22 protein-coding genes are annotated in these 22,776 nt (G+C 71.7%); 19 read left to right on the top strand and 3 right to left on the bottom strand.

Annotation, left to right across the window (positions count from 1 at the left end):
* The first annotated feature begins 9 nt into the window (after positions 1 to 9).
* The 4 genes from fmt to GQF42_RS09935 all read left to right on the top strand — a co-directional run bounded on the left by fmt (position 10) and on the right by GQF42_RS09935 (position 4,536).
* A complete protein-coding gene (fmt, locus tag GQF42_RS09950) occupies positions 10 to 942 on the top strand; it encodes a methionyl-tRNA formyltransferase (protein ID WP_158919281.1) in 933 nt (310 codons plus the stop codon).
* Between the two features lie 217 nt (positions 943 to 1,159).
* Positions 1,160 to 2,578, top strand: a complete 1,419-nt coding sequence (locus GQF42_RS09945; RefSeq protein WP_158919280.1) for an RsmB/NOP family class I SAM-dependent RNA methyltransferase — start codon at positions 1,160 to 1,162, stop codon at positions 2,576 to 2,578.
* A 140-nt stretch (positions 2,579 to 2,718) separates the two neighbouring features.
* Positions 2,719 to 3,402, top strand: coding sequence for a ribulose-phosphate 3-epimerase (gene rpe / locus GQF42_RS09940; protein ID WP_158919279.1), 684 nt, complete (start codon positions 2,719 to 2,721; stop codon positions 3,400 to 3,402).
* Positions 3,403 to 3,492: 90 nt separating this feature from the next.
* On the top strand, positions 3,493 to 4,536 hold the full coding sequence (locus tag GQF42_RS09935) for a sugar-binding transcriptional regulator (RefSeq protein WP_158919278.1): 1,044 nt from the start codon (positions 3,493 to 3,495) through the stop codon (positions 4,534 to 4,536).
* A 479-nt stretch (positions 4,537 to 5,015) separates the two neighbouring features.
* On the opposite strand, the gene GQF42_RS09930 is transcribed toward GQF42_RS09935, so the two are convergent.
* Positions 5,016 to 5,246 carry a hypothetical protein gene (locus tag GQF42_RS09930; RefSeq protein ID WP_199273173.1) on the bottom strand — a complete coding sequence of 77 codons (231 nt, stop codon included), beginning with the start codon at positions 5,244 to 5,246 and terminating at the stop codon, positions 5,016 to 5,018.
* On the opposite strand from GQF42_RS09930, the gene GQF42_RS09925 reads away from it, so the two are divergent.
* The 7 genes from GQF42_RS09925 to GQF42_RS44885 all read left to right on the top strand — a co-directional run bounded on the left by GQF42_RS09925 (position 5,245) and on the right by GQF42_RS44885 (position 11,259).
* On the top strand, positions 5,245 to 5,697 hold the full coding sequence (locus GQF42_RS09925) for a ribonuclease domain-containing protein (RefSeq protein ID WP_233273313.1): 453 nt from the start codon (positions 5,245 to 5,247) through the stop codon (positions 5,695 to 5,697). The genes GQF42_RS09930 and GQF42_RS09925 overlap by 2 nt on opposite strands.
* Positions 5,694 to 6,023, top strand: a complete 330-nt coding sequence (locus tag GQF42_RS09920; RefSeq protein WP_158919275.1) for a barstar family protein — start codon at positions 5,694 to 5,696, stop codon at positions 6,021 to 6,023. The genes GQF42_RS09925 and GQF42_RS09920 overlap by 4 nt, the downstream gene beginning before the upstream one ends.
* Before the next feature lie 131 nt (positions 6,024 to 6,154).
* On the top strand, positions 6,155 to 7,597 hold the full coding sequence (locus GQF42_RS09915; protein ID WP_199272630.1) for a GuaB1 family IMP dehydrogenase-related protein: 1,443 nt from the start codon (positions 6,155 to 6,157) through the stop codon (positions 7,595 to 7,597).
* Between the two features lie 409 nt (positions 7,598 to 8,006).
* Positions 8,007 to 9,494 carry an amino acid permease gene (locus GQF42_RS09910; protein WP_158919273.1) on the top strand — a complete coding sequence of 496 codons (1,488 nt, stop codon included), beginning with the start codon at positions 8,007 to 8,009 and terminating at the stop codon, positions 9,492 to 9,494.
* A 27-nt stretch (positions 9,495 to 9,521) separates the two neighbouring features.
* The gene (locus tag GQF42_RS09905; protein WP_067046378.1) at positions 9,522 to 9,974 is read left to right on the top strand and encodes an Lrp/AsnC family transcriptional regulator; all 453 of its coding nucleotides are present in this window, start codon (positions 9,522 to 9,524) and stop codon (positions 9,972 to 9,974) included.
* A 378-nt stretch (positions 9,975 to 10,352) separates the two neighbouring features.
* A complete protein-coding gene (locus tag GQF42_RS09900) occupies positions 10,353 to 11,063 on the top strand; it encodes an alcohol dehydrogenase catalytic domain-containing protein (RefSeq protein WP_199272629.1) in 711 nt (236 codons plus the stop codon).
* A complete protein-coding gene (locus GQF42_RS44885) occupies positions 11,041 to 11,259 on the top strand; it encodes a hypothetical protein (protein ID WP_199272628.1) in 219 nt (72 codons plus the stop codon). Before GQF42_RS09900 ends, GQF42_RS44885 begins: the two co-directional genes overlap by 23 nt.
* Positions 11,260 to 11,289: 30 nt before the next feature.
* Here GQF42_RS44885 and GQF42_RS09895 read toward each other — a convergent pair whose 3' ends face one another.
* Both GQF42_RS09895 and GQF42_RS09885 read right to left on the bottom strand, forming a co-directional pair.
* The gene (locus GQF42_RS09895) at positions 11,290 to 11,982 is read right to left on the bottom strand and encodes a type 1 glutamine amidotransferase domain-containing protein (protein ID WP_158919272.1); all 693 of its coding nucleotides are present in this window, start codon (positions 11,980 to 11,982) and stop codon (positions 11,290 to 11,292) included.
* A 638-nt stretch (positions 11,983 to 12,620) separates the two neighbouring features.
* Positions 12,621 to 13,361 (bottom strand): GntR family transcriptional regulator, encoded by a 741-nt coding sequence (locus GQF42_RS09885; RefSeq protein ID WP_158919271.1) that lies wholly within the window; start codon positions 13,359 to 13,361, stop codon positions 12,621 to 12,623.
* A 205-nt stretch (positions 13,362 to 13,566) separates the two neighbouring features.
* Here GQF42_RS09885 and GQF42_RS09880 point away from each other — a divergent pair, with 205 nt between their 5' ends.
* The 8 genes from GQF42_RS09880 (at position 13,567) to GQF42_RS09845 (ending at position 22,742) form a co-directional block, all read left to right on the top strand.
* Complete coding sequence (locus tag GQF42_RS09880) at positions 13,567 to 14,727, top strand: ABC transporter substrate-binding protein (protein WP_158919270.1); 1,161 nt, start codon at positions 13,567 to 13,569, stop codon at positions 14,725 to 14,727.
* A complete protein-coding gene (locus tag GQF42_RS09875; protein ID WP_158919269.1) occupies positions 14,724 to 15,623 on the top strand; it encodes an ABC transporter permease in 900 nt (299 codons plus the stop codon). The genes GQF42_RS09880 and GQF42_RS09875 overlap by 4 nt, the downstream gene beginning before the upstream one ends.
* A complete protein-coding gene (locus GQF42_RS09870; protein WP_158919268.1) occupies positions 15,608 to 16,429 on the top strand; it encodes an ABC transporter permease in 822 nt (273 codons plus the stop codon). The genes GQF42_RS09875 and GQF42_RS09870 overlap by 16 nt, the downstream gene beginning before the upstream one ends.
* Positions 16,430 to 16,437: 8 nt before the next feature.
* A complete protein-coding gene (locus GQF42_RS09865; protein WP_158919267.1) occupies positions 16,438 to 17,514 on the top strand; it encodes an ABC transporter ATP-binding protein in 1,077 nt (358 codons plus the stop codon).
* A 14-nt stretch (positions 17,515 to 17,528) separates the two neighbouring features.
* Positions 17,529 to 18,995, top strand: a complete 1,467-nt coding sequence (locus tag GQF42_RS09860; protein ID WP_158919266.1) for an HAD-IA family hydrolase — start codon at positions 17,529 to 17,531, stop codon at positions 18,993 to 18,995.
* A gap of 94 nt (positions 18,996 to 19,089) precedes the next feature.
* Positions 19,090 to 21,927, top strand: coding sequence for a sensor histidine kinase (locus GQF42_RS09855; protein ID WP_158919265.1), 2,838 nt, complete (start codon positions 19,090 to 19,092; stop codon positions 21,925 to 21,927).
* Entirely contained in the window at positions 21,917 to 22,354 is a 438-nt protein-coding gene (locus GQF42_RS09850) for a roadblock/LC7 domain-containing protein (RefSeq protein ID WP_158919264.1), read from the top strand. The genes GQF42_RS09855 and GQF42_RS09850 overlap by 11 nt, the downstream gene beginning before the upstream one ends.
* A 7-nt stretch (positions 22,355 to 22,361) precedes the next feature.
* Positions 22,362 to 22,742: a DUF742 domain-containing protein gene (locus tag GQF42_RS09845; RefSeq protein WP_233273312.1), complete on the top strand. Its 381-nt coding sequence runs from the start codon at positions 22,362 to 22,364 to the stop codon at positions 22,740 to 22,742.
* Positions 22,743 to 22,776 lie beyond the last annotated feature (34 nt).

Genomic DNA, 22,776 nt, shown 5'->3' with positions numbered 1-22,776 from the left:
ATCCCGCCCATGAAGCTCGTCTTCGCCGGTACCCCCGAGGTCGCAGTTCCCGCCCTGGACGCTCTGATCGCCTCCGGGAGGCACGAGGTGGCCGCCGTCGTCACGCGGCCCGACGCACCGGCCGGACGCGGGCGCAGGCTGGTCGCGTCGCCCGTGGCCGAGCGGGCGGAGGAGGCAGGGATCGAGGTGCTCAAGCCCCTCAAGCCGCGCGACCCGGAGTTCCTGGAGCGGCTGAAGGAGATCGCCCCGGACTGCTGCCCGGTCGTCGCCTACGGCGCCCTGCTGCCCAAGGTGGCCCTCGACATCCCGGCGCACGGCTGGGTCAATCTGCACTTCTCGCTGCTGCCCGCCTGGCGCGGGGCGGCGCCCGTGCAGCACGCGATCATGGCGGGCGACGAGATCACCGGCGCCTCCACCTTCCTCATCGAGGAAGGGCTCGACTCCGGACCCGTCTACGGCACCGTCACCGAGGAGGTCCGGTCCACCGACACCAGCGGTGACCTGCTCACCCGGCTCGCCTTCGCCGGCGCCGGGCTGCTCGCCGCGACCATGGACGGCATCGAGGACGGCACCCTGAAGGCCGTACCGCAGCCGGCCGACGGCATCACCGTCGCGCCCAAGATCACCGTCGAGGACGCCCAGGTGGACTGGGCCGCGCCCGCGCTGCGTGTGGACCGCGTCGTGCGCGGCTGCACCCCGGCACCCGGCGCCTGGACCACCTTCCGCGGCGAGCGGCTCAAGCTGATCCAGGTCACGCCGGTGCCCGAGCGCACCGACCTCGCACCGGGCCGGGTGGCCGCCGGCAAGAACAGCGTGCACGTGGGAACGGGTTCGTACGCCGTCGAGCTGCTCTGGGTGCAGGCCCAGGGCAAGAAGCCGATGCGGGCGGCCGACTGGGCCCGCGGGGTGCGCATCGCCGAGAGCGAGACGCTGGGCGGCTGAGGCCCGAAGGCCCGGCGTCCAGCGGCAGGGGCGTGGTGCCTTCGCGGGCGACGGGTGACGGGCATGTCAGGTGGCCGACGACGGGTGACGGGGCCGCGGGGTGGCCTGGTGCCGGGACCGCGGGTGCAGCAGGCCGGTGCCCCGGAACGTCGGTGCGGCGTCGCCGGGACGTAGGCTGGAGCCTGCATCCTCTCTTCGTATCCGGAGCACCTTTTTCGTGAGTGAGCAGTCCCGGCGGCCGCGTAAGCCCGCCAAGCCCTACCGTCGTCCGCAGAAGGATCCCGTCCGCATCCTGGCCTTCGAGGCGTTGCGCGCGGTCGACGAGCGGGACGCGTACGCCAATCTCGTGTTGCCGCCATTGCTGCGCAAGGCGCGGGAGAAGGGGGACTTCGACGGCCGGGACGCGGCTCTCGCCACCGAGTTGGTGTACGGCACGCTGCGGCGGCAGGGGACGTACGACGCCGTGATCGCCGCGTGTGTCGACCGGCCCTTGCGCGAGGTCGACCCGCCGGTGCTCGACGTGCTCAGCCTCGGCGCGCACCAGCTGCTCGGAACCCGGATCCCGACGCATGCCGCAGTGTCGGCCTCCGTGGAGCTGGCCCGGGTGGTGCTCGGCGACGGGCGGGCCAAGTTCGTCAACGCCGTGCTGCGGAAGGTGGCTCAGAACGATCTCGACGGGTGGCTGGAGAAGGTGGCGCCGCCGTACGACGAGGATCCGGAGGACCATCTCGCCGTCGTGCACTCGCATCCCCGGTGGGTCGTCTCCGCGCTCTGGGACTCCCTGGGCGGCGGGCGTGCCGGTATCGAGGATCTGCTGGAGGCCGACAACGAGCGGCCCGAGGTGACCCTGGTCGCCCGTCCGGGGCGGGCCACCGCCGAGGAGCTGCTGCGTGAGGAGGCCGCCGTGCCGGGGCGCTGGTCGCCGTACGCCGTGCGGCTCGCCGAGGGCGGTGAGCCGGGCGCGGTGGAGGCCGTGCGCGAGGGACGGGCCGGGGTGCAGGACGAGGGCAGCCAGCTGGTCGCCCTGGCCCTCGCCAACGCGCCCGTCGAGGGGTCCGACACGAAGTGGCTCGACGGGTGCGCCGGGCCCGGCGGCAAGGCCGCGTTGCTGGCCGCCCTCGCCGCCGAGCGCGGAGCCACGCTGCTGGCCTCGGAGAAGCAGCCGCACCGGGCGGGGCTGGTCGCCAAGGCGCTGGCCGGCAACCTTGGGCCCTACCAGGTCATCGCCGCCGACGGCACTCGGCCGCCGTGGCGGCCCGGGACCTTCGACCGTGTGCTGATGGACGTGCCGTGCACGGGTCTCGGCGCGCTGCGCAGGCGGCCCGAGGCCCGCTGGCGGCGCCGCCCGGAGGACCTGGAGAACTTCGCGCCGCTCCAGCGTGCCCTGCTGCGCACCGCGCTCGACTCGGTGCGCGTCGGCGGGATCGTCGGCTATGCCACCTGCTCGCCGCACCTCGCCGAGACCCGGGCGGTCGTCGCCGACGTGCTCAAGCAGCGCCGGGAGACGGAGCTGGTCGACGCGCGCCCGCTGCTGCCCGGTGTGCCGATGCTCGGTGACGGGCCGGACGTCCAGCTGTGGCCGCATCTGCACGGCACCGACGCGATGTATCTGGCACTCATCCGTCGTACTGGCTGAGGCCACGGGCGTACTGGCTGAGGCCATGGGCTCGTGGGGCGTTGTCCACAGGTGCGCGAGTTTGTCGTACGCGTACGATGAACGGCTCCGCCTGTGGACCGGCGCGAACATCAGTGCCCCAGACATGGCAGTCTTGGGGCATGGCCCAGATCAACCCCAGCATCCTGTCCGCCGACTTCGCCCGCCTCGCGGAGGAGGCCAAGGCGGTCCAAGGCGCCGACTGGCTCCATGTCGACGTCATGGACAACCACTTCGTCCCGAACCTCACGCTCGGCGTGCCGGTCGTGGAGTCCCTGGCGCGTGCGACGGACACCCCGCTGGACTGCCATCTGATGATCGAGGATCCCGACCGCTGGGCCCCTCAGTACGTCGAGGCGGGCGCCTCGTCCGTCACCTTCCACGTGGAGGCCGCTGCCGCGCCCGTGCGCCTCGCCCGTGAGATCCGCGCCAAGGGTGCCCGTGCCTCCATGGCGCTCAAGCCGGCGACGCCGATCGAGCCGTTCGAGGACCTGCTGCCGGAACTCGACATGTTGCTGATCATGACGGTCGAGCCCGGCTTCGGCGGCCAGGCCTTCCTCGACATCATGCTGCCGAAGATCCGCCGCACCCGGGAGCTGATCAACAAGCACGGTCTCCAGCTGTGGCTGCAGGTGGACGGCGGTGTCTCGGCGTCGACCATCGAGCGGTGCGCGGAGGCGGGAGCGGACGTCTTCGTGGCCGGCTCGGCGGTGTACGGGGCCGAGGACCCGGCGGAGGCGGTCCGTGCCCTGCGGGCCCAGGCGGAGGCGGTCACCGCCCAGGCGTCCTGGGCATGCGACCACTGAGCCACAGATACATGAACGGTTAAGTGAACGGCGCCCATCAGGGCAGATCAGTCGCCCCGAATCTGCAAGGATGAACGGCGAATCCAGAGTGTGAACAGCAGTGAGGAGATCGCCGTGTCGGGTATGTCGGCGGGCCGGTCAGCCATGCGGATGGGACCCGCTGAGCTGGTCCAGGCGGCGGCCATGGCCCGCCGCTTCTACCTCGAGGGGAAATCCAAGATCCAGATCGCGGAGGAGTTCGGCGTCAGCCGCTTCAAAGTGGCCCGGGTCCTGGAGACGGCCCTCGAACGGGATCTCGTGCGTATCGAGATCCGCGTGCCGGCCGAGCTGGACGCCGAGCGCTCCGACGCGCTCCGCGCCCGCTACGGCCTGAGGCACGCCGTCGTGGTCGAGTCCCCGGCCGAGGCCGAGGAGACCCCCGACCCGGAGAACCTCGGCGAGGTCGCCGCCGACCTGCTCGGCGAGCTTGTCAACGAGGGCGACGTGCTGGGGCTGGCCTGGGGCCGGTCCACCATCCACATGGCGGCGGCGCTCGACCGGCTGCCGCCGTGCACGGTGGTGCAGCTGACGGGCGTGTACGACGCCGGGACCGCCGAGCGCGGCTCGGTGGAGGCCGTGCGCCGTGCCGCCCAGGTGTCGGGCGGGGACGCGCACCCCATCTACGCGCCGATGCTGCTGCCGGATGCGGCCACCGCGGCGGCGCTGCGCAACCAGACCGGGATCGCCCGGGCCTTCGAGTACTTCGACAAGGTCACGGTCGCCTGCGTCTCCATCGGCTCCTGGGAGCCGGGTATCTCGACGGTGCACGACATGCTCAGCGACGAGGAGCGGGCGCACTACGCCTCGCTCGGTGTCGCCGCCGAGATGTCCGCGCACCTCTTCGACGCCGAGGGACGCAGGATCGGCCGCGACCTGGGGGAGCGCTGCATCACGGTCAAGGCCGACCAGCTGCGCCGTATCCCGGAGGTCGTGGCGATAGCGGGCGGGCAGCGCAAGGCGGCCGCGATCGACGCGGTGCTGCGGTCCGGGCTGGTCACCAGCCTGGTCACGGACACCTCGGCCGCGGACTACCTGATGACGGCGGGCCCGACCCCTAAGCCCGCACTCAACCGGGCGGACCCGGACGGGCTCTGACAGGACCAGCGAGGCGCGTGTGCGTCGCAAGGGGGTTGCGCGGCGGGTCGGGGACGGCTCGGTGGGCGATACGGGGACGTGGCGAAACGGAGTCGGATCCGCAGCGGGGCGAGTGACCCTTGGTCTCCGCACCCGGGGCGGGCCGTGGCGGCTCGGGGTGCGTTCTCCGGCGGGCCGGACGCCCGGTCGGCGCCGGGCCCGTGGCGGTGTCGTGCGGCCGGCTCTGCAGCAGGTCGCCGTGGCTTCCGGACGCGCGGTGGCCGCCCCGGCAGGTCTGTCACACCTCGACGGGCCGAGGTGGCCGGTCCCGGCCGCGGAGCACAGTGAGAGACGGGCGGCCCTGGCCGGAACACCGTGCCACAGGGGGTCCAGCCCACTGCCCGGCGGACCGTGGCCGCTCGAGCAGAGTGGGCCGCCTGGCCGGTCAGGCGGATCTCCGCGGGTGCGGCGGGCTGGTCGGGCATGGTGTTCCGGCAGGTCTAGGCGTCCGAGTCGCCGACCGCGTCCCGGTAGGTCGAGGCGTCCAGGTCGGTCATCGCGCCCCGCAGGCCAAGCCGTCCCGGCAGGGCGTGGCGGCTCGGTCGTCCACCGCGTTCCGGCACGTCAGGGCGAGCACGGTCGGGAAGGGGGTCCCTGCGCGTCATGGTGGCCACGGAGCGGGCCGGGCGTGGCAGCATCGTCCGCATGTTGTCGCGGTTCGTCCCCCACATGCCCCGACGGTCCCCGAGCCCGTCCCGTGCGCGGTCCCTGACGCTGCCCCGTGCCCTCGCGGGGCTGCTGGCCGTCGTTCTTGCCGTCCTGCTCGCGGGATGCTCGTCCGGCTCGCATGCGAGTTCCCGTTCCGGTACGGGGCCCGGTGCGTCCGCCCCGGCGTGGGCCCATGGCATGGGCACCGTCAGGGAGTCCCAGCTGCCGGCCGAGGCCCGCAGGACCCTCGCCCTGATCGACCAGGGCGGCCCTTTCCCGTACACCAAGGACGGGGTCGCCTTCGGGAACTTCGAGGGGCATCTGCCCAAGCACCAGCGCGGCTACTACCACGAATACACGGTGAACACGCCCGGCTCGCGCGATCGCGGGGCCCGGCGCATCGTCACCGGCCAGGGTGGGGAGATCTACTACACCGATGATCACTACAACTCGTTCCGGGCGGTGCTGAGATGAGCGAAGACCTGGCGGGCCGCTACCTGGTCACGCTGGACCTCGACGGGGTCGTCGACAAGGCCGGCCTGATGGACCGCGTCGCCCGCGCCCTGGCGCTGCCTGACTGGTTCGGCCGCAACTGGGACGCGCTGGCCGACTCCCTGACCGACCACACCGTCTGGCCCGAGGGGGCCGTCGAGCAGGGGCTGCTCGTCGTCGTCCGGGGCTGGCAACCGTATGCCAAGGCGCGTCCGGAGGAGTGGCGGACGGCCCAGGAGGTGTTCACGGAGGCGGGAGACCGTACGCCGTCCCTGGTCGTCGCGCTGGCTCTTGGAGGAACCTCCTAGGGCCGTACCGCCGGCCTGGATGTTCTGTTGGGGCATGACAAGCGCCTCGTCATGGGACAATGAAGTACGTGCTCTTTTCCCCTGGCACACCTGTCGGGGGGTCACCTCTGATCGACTGGGATGTGCAGCACGTGCGTTTCCTCAATGACATCCAGCCCGCGTACGACCTGACGTACGACGACGTGTTCATGGTGCCGAGCCGCTCCGCGGTCGGTTCGCGTCAGGGCGTGGACCTCAGCTCGCCGGACGGCACGGGCACCACCATTCCGCTCGTCGTCGCCAACATGACCGCCATCGCGGGCCGCCGCATGGCCGAGACCATGGCCCGCCGCGGCGGCCTCGTGGTCATCCCGCAGGACATCCCGATCGACGTCGTCACCGACGTCGTCTCCTGGGTGAAGGGCCGCCACCTGGTGCTCGACACCCCGATCGTGCTGGCCCCGCACCAGACCGTCGCCGACGCCCTGGCGCTGCTGCCCAAGCGGGCGCACAACGCCGGTGTGGTCGTCGACGAGAACCACCGGCCCGTCGGTGTCGTCACCGACCAGGACCTGACCGGCGTCGACCGCTTCACGCAGCTCGAGGTCGTCATGTCCAGGGACCTGCTGCTCCTCGACGCGGACATCGACCCGCGCGAGGCCTTCAACCGGCTGGACGGCGCCAACCGCCGCTACGCCCCGGCCGTCGACAAGGACGGCAGGCTCGCCGGCATCCTCACCCGCAAGGGCGCCCTGCGCGCCACGCTGTACACGCCGGCCGTCGACGCGAACGGCAAGCTGCGCATCGCCGCCGCCGTCGGTATCAACGGCGACGTCGCGGGCAAGGCCAAGCAACTGCTCGACGCGGGCGTGGACACGCTCGTCATCGACACCGCGCACGGCCACCAGGAGTCGATGATCAGCGCCGTCAAGCTGGTGCGCGCCCTCGATCCGCAGGTGCCGATCGTCGCGGGCAACATCGTCTCCGCCGAGGGCGTCAAGGACCTGATCGACGCCGGTGCGGACATCATCAAGGTCGGTGTGGGCCCCGGCGCCATGTGCACCACCCGCATGATGACCGGTGTGGGCCGGCCGCAGTTCTCCGCGGTGCTGGAGTGCGCCGCCGAGGCCAAGAAGTACGGCAAGCACGTGTGGGCCGACGGCGGTGTCCGGCACCCGCGCGACGTGGCCATGGCCCTCGCGGCCGGCGCGTCCAACGTGATGGTCGGCTCCTGGTTCGCCGGTACGTACGAGTCGCCGGGCGACCTCCAGCACGATGCGAACGGCCGCGCCTACAAGGAGTCCTTCGGCATGGCGTCCGCGCGCGCCGTGGCCAACCGTACGTCCGAGGAGTCGGCCTACGACCGCGCCCGCAAGGCGCTGTTCGAGGAGGGCATCTCCACCTCCCGGATGTTCCTCGACCCGGCCCGCCCGGGCGTCGAGGACCTGATCGACTCGATCATCGCGGGCGTCCGCTCCTCCTGCACCTATGCCGGTGCCGGCTCCCTGGAGGAGTTCGCCGAGAAGGCCATCGTCGGCATCCAGAGCGCCGCCGGCTACGCCGAGGGCAAGCCGCTGCACGCCAGCTGGAGCTGACCCGCGGCACGTCGTCCACGACGGCCCCCGTCCTTCCCGCCACCCGGGAAGGGCGGGGGCCGTCGGCGTTTCGGGCGTCCCGGCCCCGCGCAGCACGAGCGCCGTCTCCCGCTGCCCGGAAGCCCTCCACTCACCGGAAGCCATCCACTCATTTGTGAGGGCGCAGGTGCATCCGAGGTCGCAGTGCAACGGTCGACAGCCCACGCGCAACGATTTGTCATTCCGGTCCGATGAACGCAATGATCACCCGGGGACGCGCAAGGTTGCTGCATTACGCCCGTGAAGGCCTGGCTCATAGGGTGCTCGTCTGTACGTGGCGTGGCGGGGACCCCGCTCGGTGGGTTCCTGCCCTCGCAGGGCTGCCCCCGGTCCCCGTCCGCAATGACCGGCAGCGATAAGGAGCCAGCGCGTGCTCGACCAAGGCGCACCCCCGCACGACCGCACTGCGACCACCCCCGCGTCCCCGGGTGTCGCCGCGCGCCTCATGCGGCGCAAACCCGTGGAACGCCTGGTCGCGGAGGGCGGCCAGGGTGAGGGAGGCGCGCTGCGGCGCTCCCTCGGGCTGTGGCAGCTGACCATGATCAGCATTGGTGCCACGCTTGGCACCGGCATCTTCGTCGTCCTCGGCGAGGCCGTCCCCAAAGCCGGTCCGGCCGTGGTCCTCTCCTTCGTGATCGCCGGTCTCACCGCACTGTTCTCGGCTCTGTCCTACGCCGAGCTGGCGGGCACCATCCCGGTCTCCGGCTCCTCGTACTCGTACGCATACGCAACGATGGGTGAGTTGATCGCCTGGGTCTGTGGCTGGTGTCTGCTGCTGGAGTACGGCGTGTCGGTGGCCGCAGTGGCCGTCGGCTGGGGCCAGTACCTGAACGAGCTGCTGGACGGCACCATCGGTGTCACCCTCCCCGACGCCCTGTCGGCCCCGCCCGGCCAGGGCGGCATCTTCAACCTGCCCGCCCTGATCGTCGTCCTGCTCGGGATGGTGTTCCTGCTCGGCGGCGCCAAGGAGTCCGCGCGGGCCAACACCATCATGGTGTCCGTGAAGATCGCCGCACTGATCCTCTTCTGCGCCATCGGCTTCATGGGCTTCAAGTCCGGCAACTACGCGAACTTCATGCCGCTCGGCATGGCGGGCGTCAGCGCGGCCGGTGCCACGCTGTTCTTCTCGTACATCGGCTTCGACGCCGCCTCCACGGCCGGTGAGGAGGCGAAGAACGCCCAGCGCGACCTGCCCCGCGCGATCATGCTGTCCCTGGTCATCGTGACCGGGCTGTACGTCCTCGTCGCGGCCGTCGCTGTGGGCGCCTGGCCGTGGAAGAAGTTCAAGGACTCCGAGGCCGCGCTCGCGCAGATCATGACGGACGTCACCGGGCAGAGCTTCTGGGGCACCCTGCTCGCGTTCTGCGCGGTCATCGCCATCGCCAGCGTCGTGCTGACCGTGCTCTACGGCCAGACCCGCATCCTGTTCGCGATGGCCCGCGACGGCCTGGTGCCCAAGATCTTCGCCAGGGTCCACCCGAAGACCGGCGCGCCGCGCGCCAACACGATCATCGTGTCGGTGTTCTGCGGTGTCCTTGCCGCCGCCATCCCGCTGGGCCAGCTGGCGGACGCCACCAGCATCGGCACGCTGTTCGCCTTCGCGCTGGTCAACGTGGCCGTGGTCGTGCTGCGCCGGACCCGCCCGAACATGCACCGCACCTTCCGTGTGCCGCTGTCGCCGGTGCTGCCCGCGCTGGGCTTCTTCTTCTGCATCTGGATGATGGGCAGCCTGTCCGAGGTGACCTGGATCGTGTTCGGTGTCTGGATGGCCGTCGGGCTCGTGTTCTACTTCGTATACGGCTATCGCCGTTCCCGTCTCGCGACCGGTGAGGACCTCGTGGTGACGGCAGAGAAGTGACCGAACCGAAGAAGTGAACCACCCCCTGTGCTGAACGATCTCGACGAACGCATCGTGCACGCCCTCGCCGAGGACGCCCGCCGCTCCTACGCGGACATCGGGCAGCTGGTCGGACTGTCCGCGCCCGCCGTGAAGCGGCGCGTGGACCGGCTGCGGGCCACCGGAGCCATCACCGGATTCACCGTCCGGGTGGACCCGGCGGCGCTCGGCTGGGAGACCGAGGGGTTCATCGAGATCCACTGCCGGCGCAACACCTCGCCGGAGACCATTCAGCGGGGCCTGGAGCGCTACCAGGAGGTCGTGGCCGCGTCGACCGTCACCGGCGACGCGGACGCGATCGCCCAGGTCTTCGCCTCCGACATGCGTCACTTCGAACGGGTGCTGGAACGGATCGCCGGGGAGCCGTTCGTGGAACGGACCAAGTCGGTACTGGTGCTGTCGCCGTTGCTGCGGCGCTTTTCGTCCGGGGCGCCGGGTTAAGGGCAGTTCCCCGACCTGCCCGGGGACTACGAGTTCGAGGACGACCTCTTCCCAGGGCATCACCGCGAGCACCACGCCGATCGGTCGGCACGTGACGAATGTCTGCTGTGTGCCCACGCGTTCGGCGTTGCCCTCCGGGTACCACAGGAACGCGGGGCCTTCGGCGGAGTGGAAGCGCAGTTCGTCAGCCGGGACGAGGCGGCCGAACCGGTCTCACCCGACGAGCACCGAGCACCGCACCCGCATGCGTGTCCCGCGTAGGCGCGGCACCATGCCGAGGTCCTGAGCGGCGGCCGTGGGGACCGGCGCCGGGACCGTTTCCTGCCCTGTCGCACTGCCCGAGCCGCTTTTCGGCCTGTCGGCGAGAGCGAGGCACCCATGACGCGGATGCAGGCGGCCCGGATGCACGGATACAAGGAACCGCTTCGTATCGAAGAGGTTCCCGTGCCCGAGCCCGGGCCGGACGAGATTCTCCTGAAGGTCGCCGCAACGGGCATGTGCCGAAGCGGCTACCGGCTCCTCGACGGCTACTTCGAGGGTCCGTTCCCGGTGGACCTGCCCTACATCCCCGGTCCCGAGGTCACGGGCCGAGTGGCGGCACTGGGCAGCGCCGTGCCCTCGGCGGTGGGCTACTCGGAGGGCGACATGGTCGTGGTCAATCCCGGCTGGGGAGACGGCACGTGCCGGCAGTGTCGCGAGGGCAACGAACGGCTGTGCAGCGGCAACGGCAGGTGGGTGGGTTTCGGCCCTCCCGGAGGCTTCGCCGAGTACATGGCCGTCGAGTGCCGCCATGCGATCCCGGTCTCGGGGGAGGCCGCGAAAGCACCTGAACACCTCGCCCCCATGACCGACGCGGGCATGACCCCGTACCGGGGGATGAGGAAGCTGCGGGACGCAGGCAAACCGGGTCCCGGTCGGACCGCCGCGGTCACGGGCATCGGCGGGCCGGGAAGCTACGCGGTCCAGTGCGCGAAGCTGCTCGGCGGCGGTGCGAGCGTGGTGGCCTTCGCGCACGGACAGCAGAACCGAGGTAGGACAACTCCATTCCCACGAAGGGGAACTGGCGGTGCTCGACGCGGTCGCTCATGAGCCCGACGGCCGCCAGTGCGCCTTCCGGGCCCAGCAGATCGAACCCCATGGAGATGGACGCCTCGCTGCCGACGCAGTCCAGGACGGCCTCGTCAAACACAGCGTGACCAAGGTCGGGCTCGAAGACATCAACGAGAACCTCGAGGCCCTGGGCCGCGGCGATGTCGTCGGATGCCAGGTCGTCGTCTTCGAATGACGTGCGAACGACGATCACTGCGAACGACGATTACAGAGCTTCGACGAGTTCCTTCGCGAGAGGGGCCGAGGACGCGGGGTTCTGCCCGGTGAAGAGGTTGCGGTCCACGACCGTGTAGGGCTCCCAGGCGGGACCCCGCGAATACTGGGTGGGCAGCTCCTTCAGCTCGTCCTCCAGCAGCCACTTGGCCTTGTCGGCGAAACCGACACCGGCCTCCTCCTCGTTGCAGAAACCCGTCACCCGGTAGTTCGCGAACGGCGTGTCGCCCTTTGCGTCACGGGTGGCGAGGAGAGCGGCCGGGGCGTGGCAGACGATGCCGAGCGGACGGCCGGAGGCGAGTGCCTCCCGCAGGAGTGCCCCGGAGTCGGGGTCGACCGAGAGGTCCTCCATCGGGCCGTGACCGCCGGGGTAGTAGACCGCGTCGTAGTCCTCCAGGCGCACTTCCTGGAGGGAGATGGGGTGCCGCAGTTCGTCCGCGACCTCGATGACGGCCTCCTCCCGCAGGGCGTTCTCCTCGCCGCCCGCCATGCCGGGCCTCAGGCTCATGGTGTCCACAACGGGCACGACCCCACCGGGAGTTGCCACGGTGACCTCGTGTCCGGCGTCGGTGAACACGCTGTAGGGCGCCACGAACTCCTCGGCCCAGTAGCCGGTGGGATGCCGGTGTCCGTCCTTCAGGGTCCAATAGCTCGCGCCGGTGAGCACACAAAGGATCTTGGCCATGGGGCGCTCCTGTGAAAGAGGTTGCCCCGGAACGGGCACGGGGCCACCGGTTTTCGCGTGCCCATCAAGTGTGAGCGGGCACCTTGGCCCCTGCAACCGGTACCCGACCGGGGCCTGTGCGCATCGTCCCGTGGAACGGGAACAGGATTTCGGCGCCACGTTTTCTTCTGCGGGTGCGGAGGTCTGTCCGGGTAAGTAAACCGACCGGTCCGGAGTTCCAGAGGACTGCCGTGATCAAACCCTGTGGCCCCTACGATTTCCTGCCGCCGATACGGACCTTCTCGTTGACCTCGCAGTCCGTGGCCCGGGGCGAGCAACTGGCCCGCGAGCAGGTGAGCGGCATCCTGGGAGCAGGCGGGTCGGACATCTCACCGCAGCTGAGCTGGTCGGGCTTCCCGAGGAGACACAGAGTTTCACGGTGGCGATGTCCGACCCCGATGTGCCCACACTTTCTCGTCGTCCATGCCGTCGGCGTGGAGGAACTGAACGTGTCCGGGACATCGACCCCTGCCTGTCTGGACTTCCTCCTGTTCACCCACGCCATTGCGAGGGCGGCCGTGTACGGCACCTTCGAGCGGGTCTGATTGCTGCGCAGCCGCCCTTTTTCCGGTCGCCTTGTCCCCACGGCAAGGGCGGGGCTACTCCGCCGTCTTCCGTGCCAGCGCGTTGTTCCCGATCGAGTTGCGTACGGCGAAGCTCACCGCGTCCGAGCGGTAGCGGTCGTCCGACCATTCCACCGGGCGCCCCTCGCGTGTCGTCGTCACCCGGCGCACCCGCAGCAGCGGACTGGTACGGCGGATGCCCAGCAGCTCGGAGTCCTGGGCGCCCGCCGCCACCGCGTCGATGATGTGCTCGCCGTAGGCGAAGACCAATCCCGTGTCGTCGAAGAGGCGTTGGGTGACCGAGGGGCAGTCCGGCTCGATCGACTCGACCGCCGGGGAGATCCAGTCGGCGTACACCGTGCGCTCCAGCAGCACCGGCTCGCCGTCCAGGCCGCGCACCCGGAGCACGTGCAACACCTGTGTGCCGATGGGGAGTTGGAGACGCACTGCGTCCTCGTGGGTCGCCGGGCGGTACTCCTGCGTCACCACGTGGCCCGTGGCCTCGCGGCCCATCGCGCGGGCCCACTGGGCGAAGCTGCGCAGTTCCTCGAAGCTCTGGCTGCGGCGGCTGGCGAGCACCACGCGCCGGGCGCCCTGGCGGGAGCCGATCAGCCCCTCGGCGGTCAGGGTCGCGACGGCCTGACGGACCGTGCCTCGTGAGACGCCGTAGTGCGTCGCGAGTTCCGCCTCCGAGGGCAGTCGGCTGCCGACCGTGTACTCCTCGCGGTCGATGGCCCGCCGCAACTCGTCGGCGATCTCCTCGTGTCGCGCCGTCATGCTTCCCCTCTGCTCAGGTCACTGTGCACAGCGTGACCAGCCTAATCGACGCACCTTGGTGATCCGTGTCAGTCGGAAGTGTGCAGGGAAACGGGGGGCGGTGTTTGGGCTCCGTTCATGAACAGGACACCGAGGCCGGGCGTACTGGGGCCAACTTGTTCAGACAAGTTCTCCCTCGCTCCGCATGTGTCCCCCTGGAGAGACCGTGACCGTGTCCCTGCCGAGAAACGCCGTGCTCGGCGGCTGCACCGCCGTCGTCGCCGCGCTCGCCCTGAGCGCCTGCGGCGCCGCCCCCGACAAGGCGTCGACCACCACCAAGGACGGCAAGAGCGCCGCCACCGCCACCTCCGCCGCCGACTTCGGCGGCATGGACGCCCTGGTCAAGGCGGCCAAGAAGGAGGGCTCGCTGCACATCATCGCGGTGCCCCGTGACTGGGCCGACTACGGTGCCGTCATCGACGGCTTCCAGAAGAAGTACGGCATCAAGATCGAGGACGAGAGCCCCGACGGCACCAGCCAGGACGAGATCAACGCCGTCACCTCCCGCAAGGGCCAGGACCGCGGCCCCGACGTCCTCGACCTCGGCTCCTCCTTCGCGCTGAGCGCCGCCCAGCAGGGGCTGCTCGCGCCGTACAAGGTCGCGTCCTACGCCGACATCCCCGAGGCCCAGAAGGACCCGCAGGCTCGCTGGTACAACGACTACGGCGGCTACATCTCCATCGGCTGCGACGACAAGCGCGTCAAGGACTGCCCGACCAGCTTCAAGGACCTGCTCAAGCCCGAGTACAAGGGTCAGGTCGCCCTCAACGGCAACCCCACCAAGTCCGGCTCCGCCTTCGGCGGCGTCTACGCGGCGGCGCTCGCGAACGGCGGCTCCTTCGACAGCATCCAGCCCGGCCTGGACTTCTTCGCCAAGCTCAAGAAGAGCGGCAACTACACGCCCGTCGAGTCCACCCCGGCCACCGTCGAGAAGGGCGAGACCCCGATCTCCATCGACTGGGACTACCTGAACGCCGGCTACGCCAAGGAGTTCAAGTCCAAGGGCCTCGACTGGAAGGTCGTCATCCCGAGCGACGGCCAGTACGCCCAGTACTACTCCCAGGCCGTCAACAAGGACGCCCCGCACCCGGCGGCGGCCCGCCTGTGGCAGGAGTACCTCTACAGCACCGAGGGCCAGAACCTCTGGCTCCAGGGCTACGCCCGCCCGGCGCTGATGGCCACCATGGAGAAGGCCGGCACCCTCGACAAGACGGCCGCCGCCCAGCTGCCGAAGGTCACCGGCACGCCGTCCTTCCCGACCGAGGACCAGCAGAGCAAGGCCAAGACGGTCATCGCCCAGGGCTGGCAGAAGGCCGTCTCCGGATGACCGCCGCTCTCCCGCGTGCGGACGTGGCGCCCGTCGCTTCGGCGAAGCGGCGGCGCCGCGCCCCCGGCTGGCTGGCGGTCGTACCGCTGCTGGTCTTCGTCGCCATCGCCTTCGGCCTGCCCGCCGTGGCCATCGTGAACGGCGCCTTCTCGGTCGACGACGCCACCACGGGCGCGACCACCTACACCGGCTCCAACATGACGGCCTCGCTGCAGGGCCCCTACCTCACCGCCCTGCTCGGCAGCGTCAAGCTGTCCGCGATCGCCGCCGCGCTCGGCGCCCTGCTCGGGCTGCCGCTGGCGCAGGCCGTGGTCAGCTCCCGCTCCCGCTGGCTGCGCGAGGCCGTGCTGACCGCCTCCGGCGTGCTCGCCAACTTCGGCGGTGTGCCGCTCGCCTTCGCCTTCGTCGCCACCCTCGGCAACGCGGGCGTCCTCACCGTGCACCTCGGCCTGAAGGACAGCGGCTGGGACCTCTACAGCTTCTGGGGCCTGGTCCTCGTCTACCTGTACTTCCTCATCCCGCTCATGGTCCTCACGATCACCCCCGCGCTGGACGGCCTGCGCGCGCAGTGGCGCGAGGCCGCGCTGAACAACGGCGCCACCGGTGTGCAGTACTGGCGCCACGTGGCCCTGCCCGTGCTCGCGCCCTCGCTGCTCGGCGGCCTCGTGCTGCTCTTCGGCAGCGCCTTCGCCGCCTACGCCACCGCCGCGGCGATGGTCGGCAGTGCGGTCCCGCTGGTCACCCTGCAGATCGCCGACGCGCTCTCCGGCAACGTCCTCGTCGGCCAGGAGAACATCGCGCTCGCCCTCAGCCTGGACATGGTCCTGGTGGCCGGCCTGGTGATGGCCGTGTACCTGCCCCTTCAGCGACGGAGTGCCCGATGGCTCGACGCCTGACCCCGTGGCGGTGGGTCGTCCTCGGCCTCGCCGCCCTGTACTTCCTGGTGCCGCTCGCCGCCTCCGTGATCTTCACGGTGGACGTGCCCGGCCAGGGCGTCAGCTTCGACGCCTACACCAAGATCCTGTCCACCGACGGCTTCGTCTCCAGCCTGCTGCTCTCGCTGGAGCTGGCCGTGGCCACCATCGCGGTGGTGCTGCTGCTGATGGTGCCCGCCGTGGTCGCGCTCCGGCTCGGCTCGCCCCGGCTGCGGCCGGTGGTCGAGGTGGTCTGCTCACTGCCGCTGGTGGTGCCGCCGATCGCGTTCGTCGCCGGGATCGTCACCGTGCTCAAGTGGGGTCCGGAGCACCTGTCCCGGACCCCGCTGTTCGAGACCTTCGTGGTGATCCAGAACGACAAATTCCCCGTCGTCCTGGTCCTCGCCTACGTCGTGATGGCCCTGCCCTTCGTCTACCGGGCGCTGGACGCCGGCCTGCGCGCCATCGACGTGCGCACCCTCGTCGAGGCGGCCCGCAGCTGTGGCGCCTCCTGGCCGCAGGCCCTGCTGCAGGCCGTCCTGCCGAACCTGCGCGGGGCCCTGCTCAACGCCTCCTTCCTGACGCTGGCCCTGGTCCTCGGCGAGTTCACGGTCTCCCACCTGCTCGGATACGCGCCCTTCGCCGTGTGGATCTACAACGTCGGCGGCGAACAGGCCCAGATGTCCGTCGCCGTGTCCGTGCTCAGCCTGCTCGTCACCTGGGCCCTGCTCCTCGCGCTCGCCGGTGCCGGCGGCGGACGCACCCGAACCGCCAACTCCCGGGGATGACACACAACATGACCGCCACCATGCTCGAGAAGGCCACCGCGGAGAAGGCCGCCACCGTCGAATTCCGTTCCCTGCGGCGAGAGTTCGGGGCCACCGTCGCCCTCGACGGACTCGACCTGACCGTTCGCCCCGGGGAGTTCCTGGCCCTGCTCGGTCCCTCCGGCTGCGGCAAGACCACCGCGCTGCGCATGCTCGCCGGCTTCGAACACCCCGACTCCGGCGCGGTGCTGGTGGACGGTGAGGACATCACTCACGTCCCGGCCCACCGCCGCGACGCCGGCATGGTCTTCCAGTCGTACAGCCTCTTCCCGCACCTGAACGCCGTCGACAACGTCGCCTTCGGGCTGCGCATGCGCGGTGTCCGTACGGCCGAACGCAGGACCCGTGCCGGTGAGTTGCTGGAGCTGGTCGGACTCGGAGACAAGGGGGAGCGCTATCCGCACCAGCTCTCCGGCGGCCAGCAGCAGCGCATCGCGCTGGCCCGCGCCCTCGCGCTGCGTCCGCGCGTGCTGCTCCTCGACGAGCCGCTGTCCGCGCTCGACGCCAAGGTCCGCCTGACCCTGCGCGAGGAGATCCGCCGACTCCAGCAGGAACTCGGCATCACCACCCTGTTCGTGACACATGATCAGGAGGAGGCCCTGTCGGTCGCCGACCGGGTCGCCGTCATGCGCGCCGGACGCCTCGAACAGTGCGCCGCGCCCGCCGAGCTGTACGGCCGCCCCGCGACCGCCTTCGTCGCCGAGTTCGTCGGCACGATGAGCCGGATCCCGGGCGAACTGGCCGACGGCTCGGTCCAGGTGCTCGGACAGCGGCTGCCCGCCGACGGCGACGTGCCGGACGGTCCCGTCGACGTACTGGTGCGGCCCGAGGCCGTCCAGGTGGCGGCCGACGAGCAGGGCGGTGCCCGCGTCGTCGCCACCGCCTTCCTCGGCGCGGTCCTCCGGGTCACCGTACGGCTCGCCGACGGCACCGAGGCCAAGGCCGACCTGCCCGCACACGAGGCCACCGGGCTCGGCGCCGGTGCCGCCGTCGCCGTGTCGCTGCCCGAGCGGCCCGTGCTGGTGGCCGAACGTATCCAGAAGTGAGGACTGACCCGAACGTGACCCCCCACACCCACCGACGCCCGCTGCAGGCCGTCCTGTTCGACATGGACGGCACGCTCGTCGACACCGAGCGACTGTGGTGGGAGGCGGTCGAGCAGGTCGCCGGCCGACCGCTGACCGAGACCGACCAGCCGGACGTGCTCGGCCGCCCGGTCGAGCACACCGCCGCCTGGCTCGCCGCGGACACCGGCAGGACCGCCCCGGACCTCGCCGCCGACCTGCACCGCGAGTTCGCCGCCCGCGTCCGCACCGGCATCGTGCCGCGTCCCGGCGCCCTGGAACTGCTGGACGCGCTGGCCGCCGCCGGCGTTCCGACCGCGCTGGTCACCGCGTCCCCGCGCGCGGTGGCCGACGTCGTCCTCGACGCCCTGGGCGCCCACCGGTTCGCGGCCTCCGTCACCGCCGACGACACCGCCCGAACCAAGCCGGCCCCCGACCCCTATCTCGCCGCCTGCCGGGCCCTCGGCGTCGAGGCGGCCGGCTGCGTGGCCGTCGAGGACACCGAGACCGGGGTGGCCTCCGCCGAGGCCGCCGGCTGCGCCGTGCTCGCCGTACCGTCCCTCGCCCCGATCGGCGCGGCACCCGGCCGGACCGTCCGGGAGAGCCTTGCCGGGGTCTCGGTCGAGAAGCTGTGCGCGATGGTCGCGCCCGAACTGCGGGTCATGAGCTGGAACCTGTGGCTCGGCGGCAGCCCCGTCGACGACCACCGGGCCAAGCAGCTCAAGGCCGTCCTGGAGAGCGGCGCCGACGTCGTCGGCCTCCAGGAGACGGGCGGGACGGCGGCCCAGGAGCTGGCCGAGGCCCTCGGCTGGCACCACCACCGGGCCGGCGAGAACCTCGGCGTCATCAGCCGCCACCCGATCACCGCCCGCTTCGGCGACCCGGACGTCGGCTTCTACGGTGCCGCGGGTGTCCGGATCGCCGTGGCGCCCGGCCGCGAGGTCGACGTGTGGACCGCGCATCTGCACTACACGCCGTACGGGCCCTACGAGTCCGTCTTCGACGGGCTGCCGGCGGCCGAGCTGATCGCCCATGAGGAGGTCCGGCTCGCCCAGATGCGGGACACGCTGGAGCGGATCGCCGACTCCGCGGCCGAAGGAGTCCCGGTCGTCCTCGTCGGCGACTTCAACTGCCCCTCGCACCTGGACTGGCCGGACGTGACGTGGCCGGTGACCCTGGCCGCCGAGCAGGCGGGCTTCGCCGACTCCTACCGTGCGGCGCACCCGGACCCCGCCGCCGCGCCCGGGCACACCTGGTCGCCGATCCATCCCGTGCACGAGGACGGCAGCGGGCGGCCCGAGCCGCAGGACCGGATCGACTACGTCCTGCACCGCGGTCTCACCGTGCTGGACGCGCACACCCTCGTCACCGGCACTGCGCGCCCCTGGCCGGACGTGGCGGGCAACGACTGGCCGTCCGACCACGCGGCCGTCGTCACGACCTTCGCCCTGTCCCCGAGGTGACCCGGGGTTACCGCAGGTCACCATTGCGGTGCACAGATCGATCCCGTAGGTTGTGCCGCGCTCTCTACTGATTGGTAACACCGGTAGGTACCCCATGCGCTGGCCCCTCCGTCGCCCTACCACCGTCCGTGCGCGGATCGTGGCGCTCGCGCTCGCCCCGGCCGTCGCGCTGATGGCGCTGTGGAGCTTCGCCATGTGGTCCGTCACCGGCGAACTGCGCGCACTGGTCCGGGTCCAGGGGGTGTACGACGACTTCGGCACCCCCGTGGACACCGCGATCGGGCAGATCCAGATCGAGCGCCGGATGTCCGCCGCCTACCTGGGCGCCCGCCTCGACACGGCCGCCGCCGGGCAACTGCTCGAGCAGCAGCGCCGTACCGACCGGGCCGTCGAGGCCATGAAGCAGGCGGTGCAGGGCGGCGGCCGGAGCCGGCTCACGCTGCGCCAGCGGCAGGCCGTGGACGCCATGGTCGCGGCCACCGGCAGGCTGGAGGGGCTGCGTGAGCGCGTGCTGTCCCGGGACATCACCTGGGACCGGGCGGTCGACGAGTACAGCGCACTGGTGGAGCCCGGCTTCGGCGTGCAGTCCACGCTCACCGCCCTGCAGGCCGGACAGCTCGCCCGCGAGGCCCAGGTCGTCATCGAGCTGGTGCGGGTCCGGGAGTACGTGTCCCGCGAGGACGCGCTGGTCGCCGGGGCGCGGGCGGCCGGCACCCTGAGCGACCGGCAGTACGACGCACTGACCGAGACCATCGAGGACCGGCGCGTCTTCCAGCGGACGTACGTACCGGACCTGCCCGCCGACTCGCGCGGCCTGTTCGACCACTTCCAGCGCGGTGACCTCTACCGCTCACTGGTGGGCGGCGAGGACGCGCTGCTGCGGTCCGGTGCGTCCGGCGCCGGGAAGGCGGTCGCGGCCGGCACCTGGCGCTCGACCGTCGACCGGGCCGTCGTCCGCTACCGCGAGCTGTGCACCAGCTCGGCCGAGAACTCCGCCACGCGCGGGCGTGCCTTCGCCTACCGGGAACTGGCCAAGGCGGCGGTCGTCGGCGCGGTCGGGCTGGCCGCCGCGGGCGTGTCCCTGTGGTTCGCGGTGCGCGGCGCCCGGCGCATCTCGCGGCGCCTGGAGACCCTCCGGGACGCGGCCGACGTCCTCACCAGGGATCAACTTCCCGACGTCATGCGGAGATTGAGTGCCGGTGACGAAGTGGACGCGCTCACCGAGGCACCGCCCCTGGCCGCCGACGAGGTCCACGACGACGAGATCGGGCAGGTCGGCCGGTCCTTCAACACCGCGCGGCTCGCCGCCGTCGAGGCCGCCGTCCAGCAGGCCGGGCTGCGGCGGGGGCAGTTCGCGGTGCTGCTCACCATCGCGCGCCGCAACCAGGCGCTGGTGCACCGCCAGCTCAAGCTCGTCGACACGCTGGAGCGGCGCACCGACGACCCGGACGTGCTGCGCGAGCTGTTCCGTATCGACCACCTCACCACGCGCATGCGGCGGCACGCGGAGAGCCTGATCATCCTCTCCGGTGCCACGCCCGGCCGCCGCTGGCGCCGACCGGTACCGCTCGCCGACGTCGTCGCCTCGGCGGTGGGCGAGATCGAGGACTACGCGCGCGTGGTGGTGCCGCCGATGCCCGAGGTGGGGGTGGCCGCGGACGCGGTCGCCGACGTCGTCCATCTCGTCGCCGAACTCCTGGAGAACGCCACGGTGTTCTCGCCGCCGCACACCAGGGTCACCCTGCGCACCGGGCGTGTCGGCAGCGGGTTCGTCGTGGAGATCGACGACCGCGGTCTCGGCCTCGACACCGACGCACGCGCCCAGGCCCACGCCACACTCACCGATCCCGAGGCCTTCGACCCCACCCGCCACGACCGGCTGGGCCTCTACGTCGTCGGCCGCCTCGCCGCCCGGCACGGCATCGAGGTCAGCCTGCGCGACTCGCCGTACGGCGGGACGACGGCGGTGGTGCGACTGCCTTCGGCGGTGCTGGCGGAGGAAGCGGTGCAGGAGCCGACGGGCGTGCGGGTGGGGTCCGCTGCCGGGCCGCGGCAGGCGGACGCGCCCGCCGGGCAGCGGCCCGCCGGTACGACCGCGGTCGTACGAGAACTGCCGACCCGGCGCCGGACCGGAGCCCGGCCCGCCGCCGGCCGGGCACTGCCGGCGCGGGAACCGTCCGGCCCGGACACCCCCGCGACACCGCAGGTGCCCGCGGAACCAGGAATGCCGGAGCAGCCTCCGGGACGGGAAACCGCCCCCGCCCTTCCCACCCGCACCCGGCAGGCCTCCCTCGCCCGGGAGCTGCGGGACGATCCGCCGCCGCGGTCGGCGCCGCCCGGGCGCGAGGTCGACGCCGAGGAGATGCGGGCGATCTTCGGTGCCTTCCAGCGTGGCCTGGACCGCGGACGCCAGGGCCTGCCGGCGACAGCGGACAAGGCGCCCTCCGGCTCCGGTGCCACGGAGCCGACGCAACCGCAGCTCCCCGGAGACGCAGGGAGCGACACGACCAGCCCCCTGGCACCGGCATCCGACCGGGCATCCTTTCCTGATCAGGCATCTGCCCCTGACCGGGGACCTGCCCCTGACCGGGCGTCCTTGCCCGATGGAGGACCTGCCTCTGACGGGGGACCCGCCCCTGACGGGGGACCTGCCGCTGACCGGGCACCCGCCGCTGACCGGGCGTCCTTGCCCGATGGAGGACCTGCCTTTGACGGGGGACCTGCCGCTGACCGGGCACCCGCCGCTGACCGGGCGTCCTTGCCCGATGGAGGACCTGCCTCTGACGGGGGACCCGCCCCTGACAGGGCACCCGCTCCCGATCAGGCCCCCGCGCCCGACCGAGCCCCCGCCCCCGACCGCGCGGATCGCACGGCCACCGGCACCGTGACCACCCATGCCCACGAAGGGACGGAGACCGACGATGCACGGTGACGACCAGAACGCCGAGCCCGCTGCTCCGCCCGCGGGAGCGCCCGGCACGGATCTCGGCTGGCTGCTGGACGACCTCGTGGCCCGCACCGGCGACGTCCGCCAGGCCGTCCTGCTCACCGCGGACGGGCTGCCGCTCAGCAGCTCCGACGGCATGCGCCGACGGGACGTCGAGCACCTGGCCGCCGTCTGCTCCGGATTCCACGGCCTTGCCCGCTCGGCGGGGGAGCGGTTCGGGGCGGGCGAAGTGCGCCAGACCATGGTGATGCTCGACGACGCCTACCTCTTCATCACCCCGGCCGGTCACGGCAGCCGGCTCGCCGTCCTCAGCGAGGCCCACACCGATGTCGGCCAGCTCGCCCACGAGATGGCCCTGCTCGTCCGCCGCCTGGGCCGCCACCTGGACGCAGCCGCCCGCACAACCCCCTGATCCCCCCGTGAGCGACGAGCACTGGTACGAGGACGAGACCGGGTCGATGGTGCGCCCCTACACCGTGACCCGGGGCCGCACCCGGCCCTCCGGCGCGCACCCCATCGACCTGATGTCCCAGGTCAGCGCCGTGGAGACGGACGCTCCGGGCCCGGACATCGACCATGCCCGTGCCACGCTGCTCGACCTGGTCCGGCGCGGCCGGCGTCCCGTCGCCGAGCTGGCCGCCGACGCCGACCTGCCCCTGACCGTGCTGCGCGTCCTGCTCGGCGACCTGGCCGAGGCGGGCCTGATCCGCATCGACGCACCCCGCCGCTCCCCGGCGGGCGGACCGGTCGCTGATCCGGAGCTGCTGCGGGAGATCGTGGACCGGTTGCGGGAGATCTGAGCGGGTCCCGAGCATCTTGTAACAGGCATGTACT

The sequence above is a fragment of the Streptomyces broussonetiae genome, assembly GCF_009796285.1.
GTDB classification, from domain to species: Bacteria; Actinomycetota; Actinomycetes; order Streptomycetales; family Streptomycetaceae; genus Streptomyces; species Streptomyces broussonetiae.
Note: the sequence above shows the minus strand (reverse complement) of the source record. Positions and strands in the feature narration are given on the sequence as shown.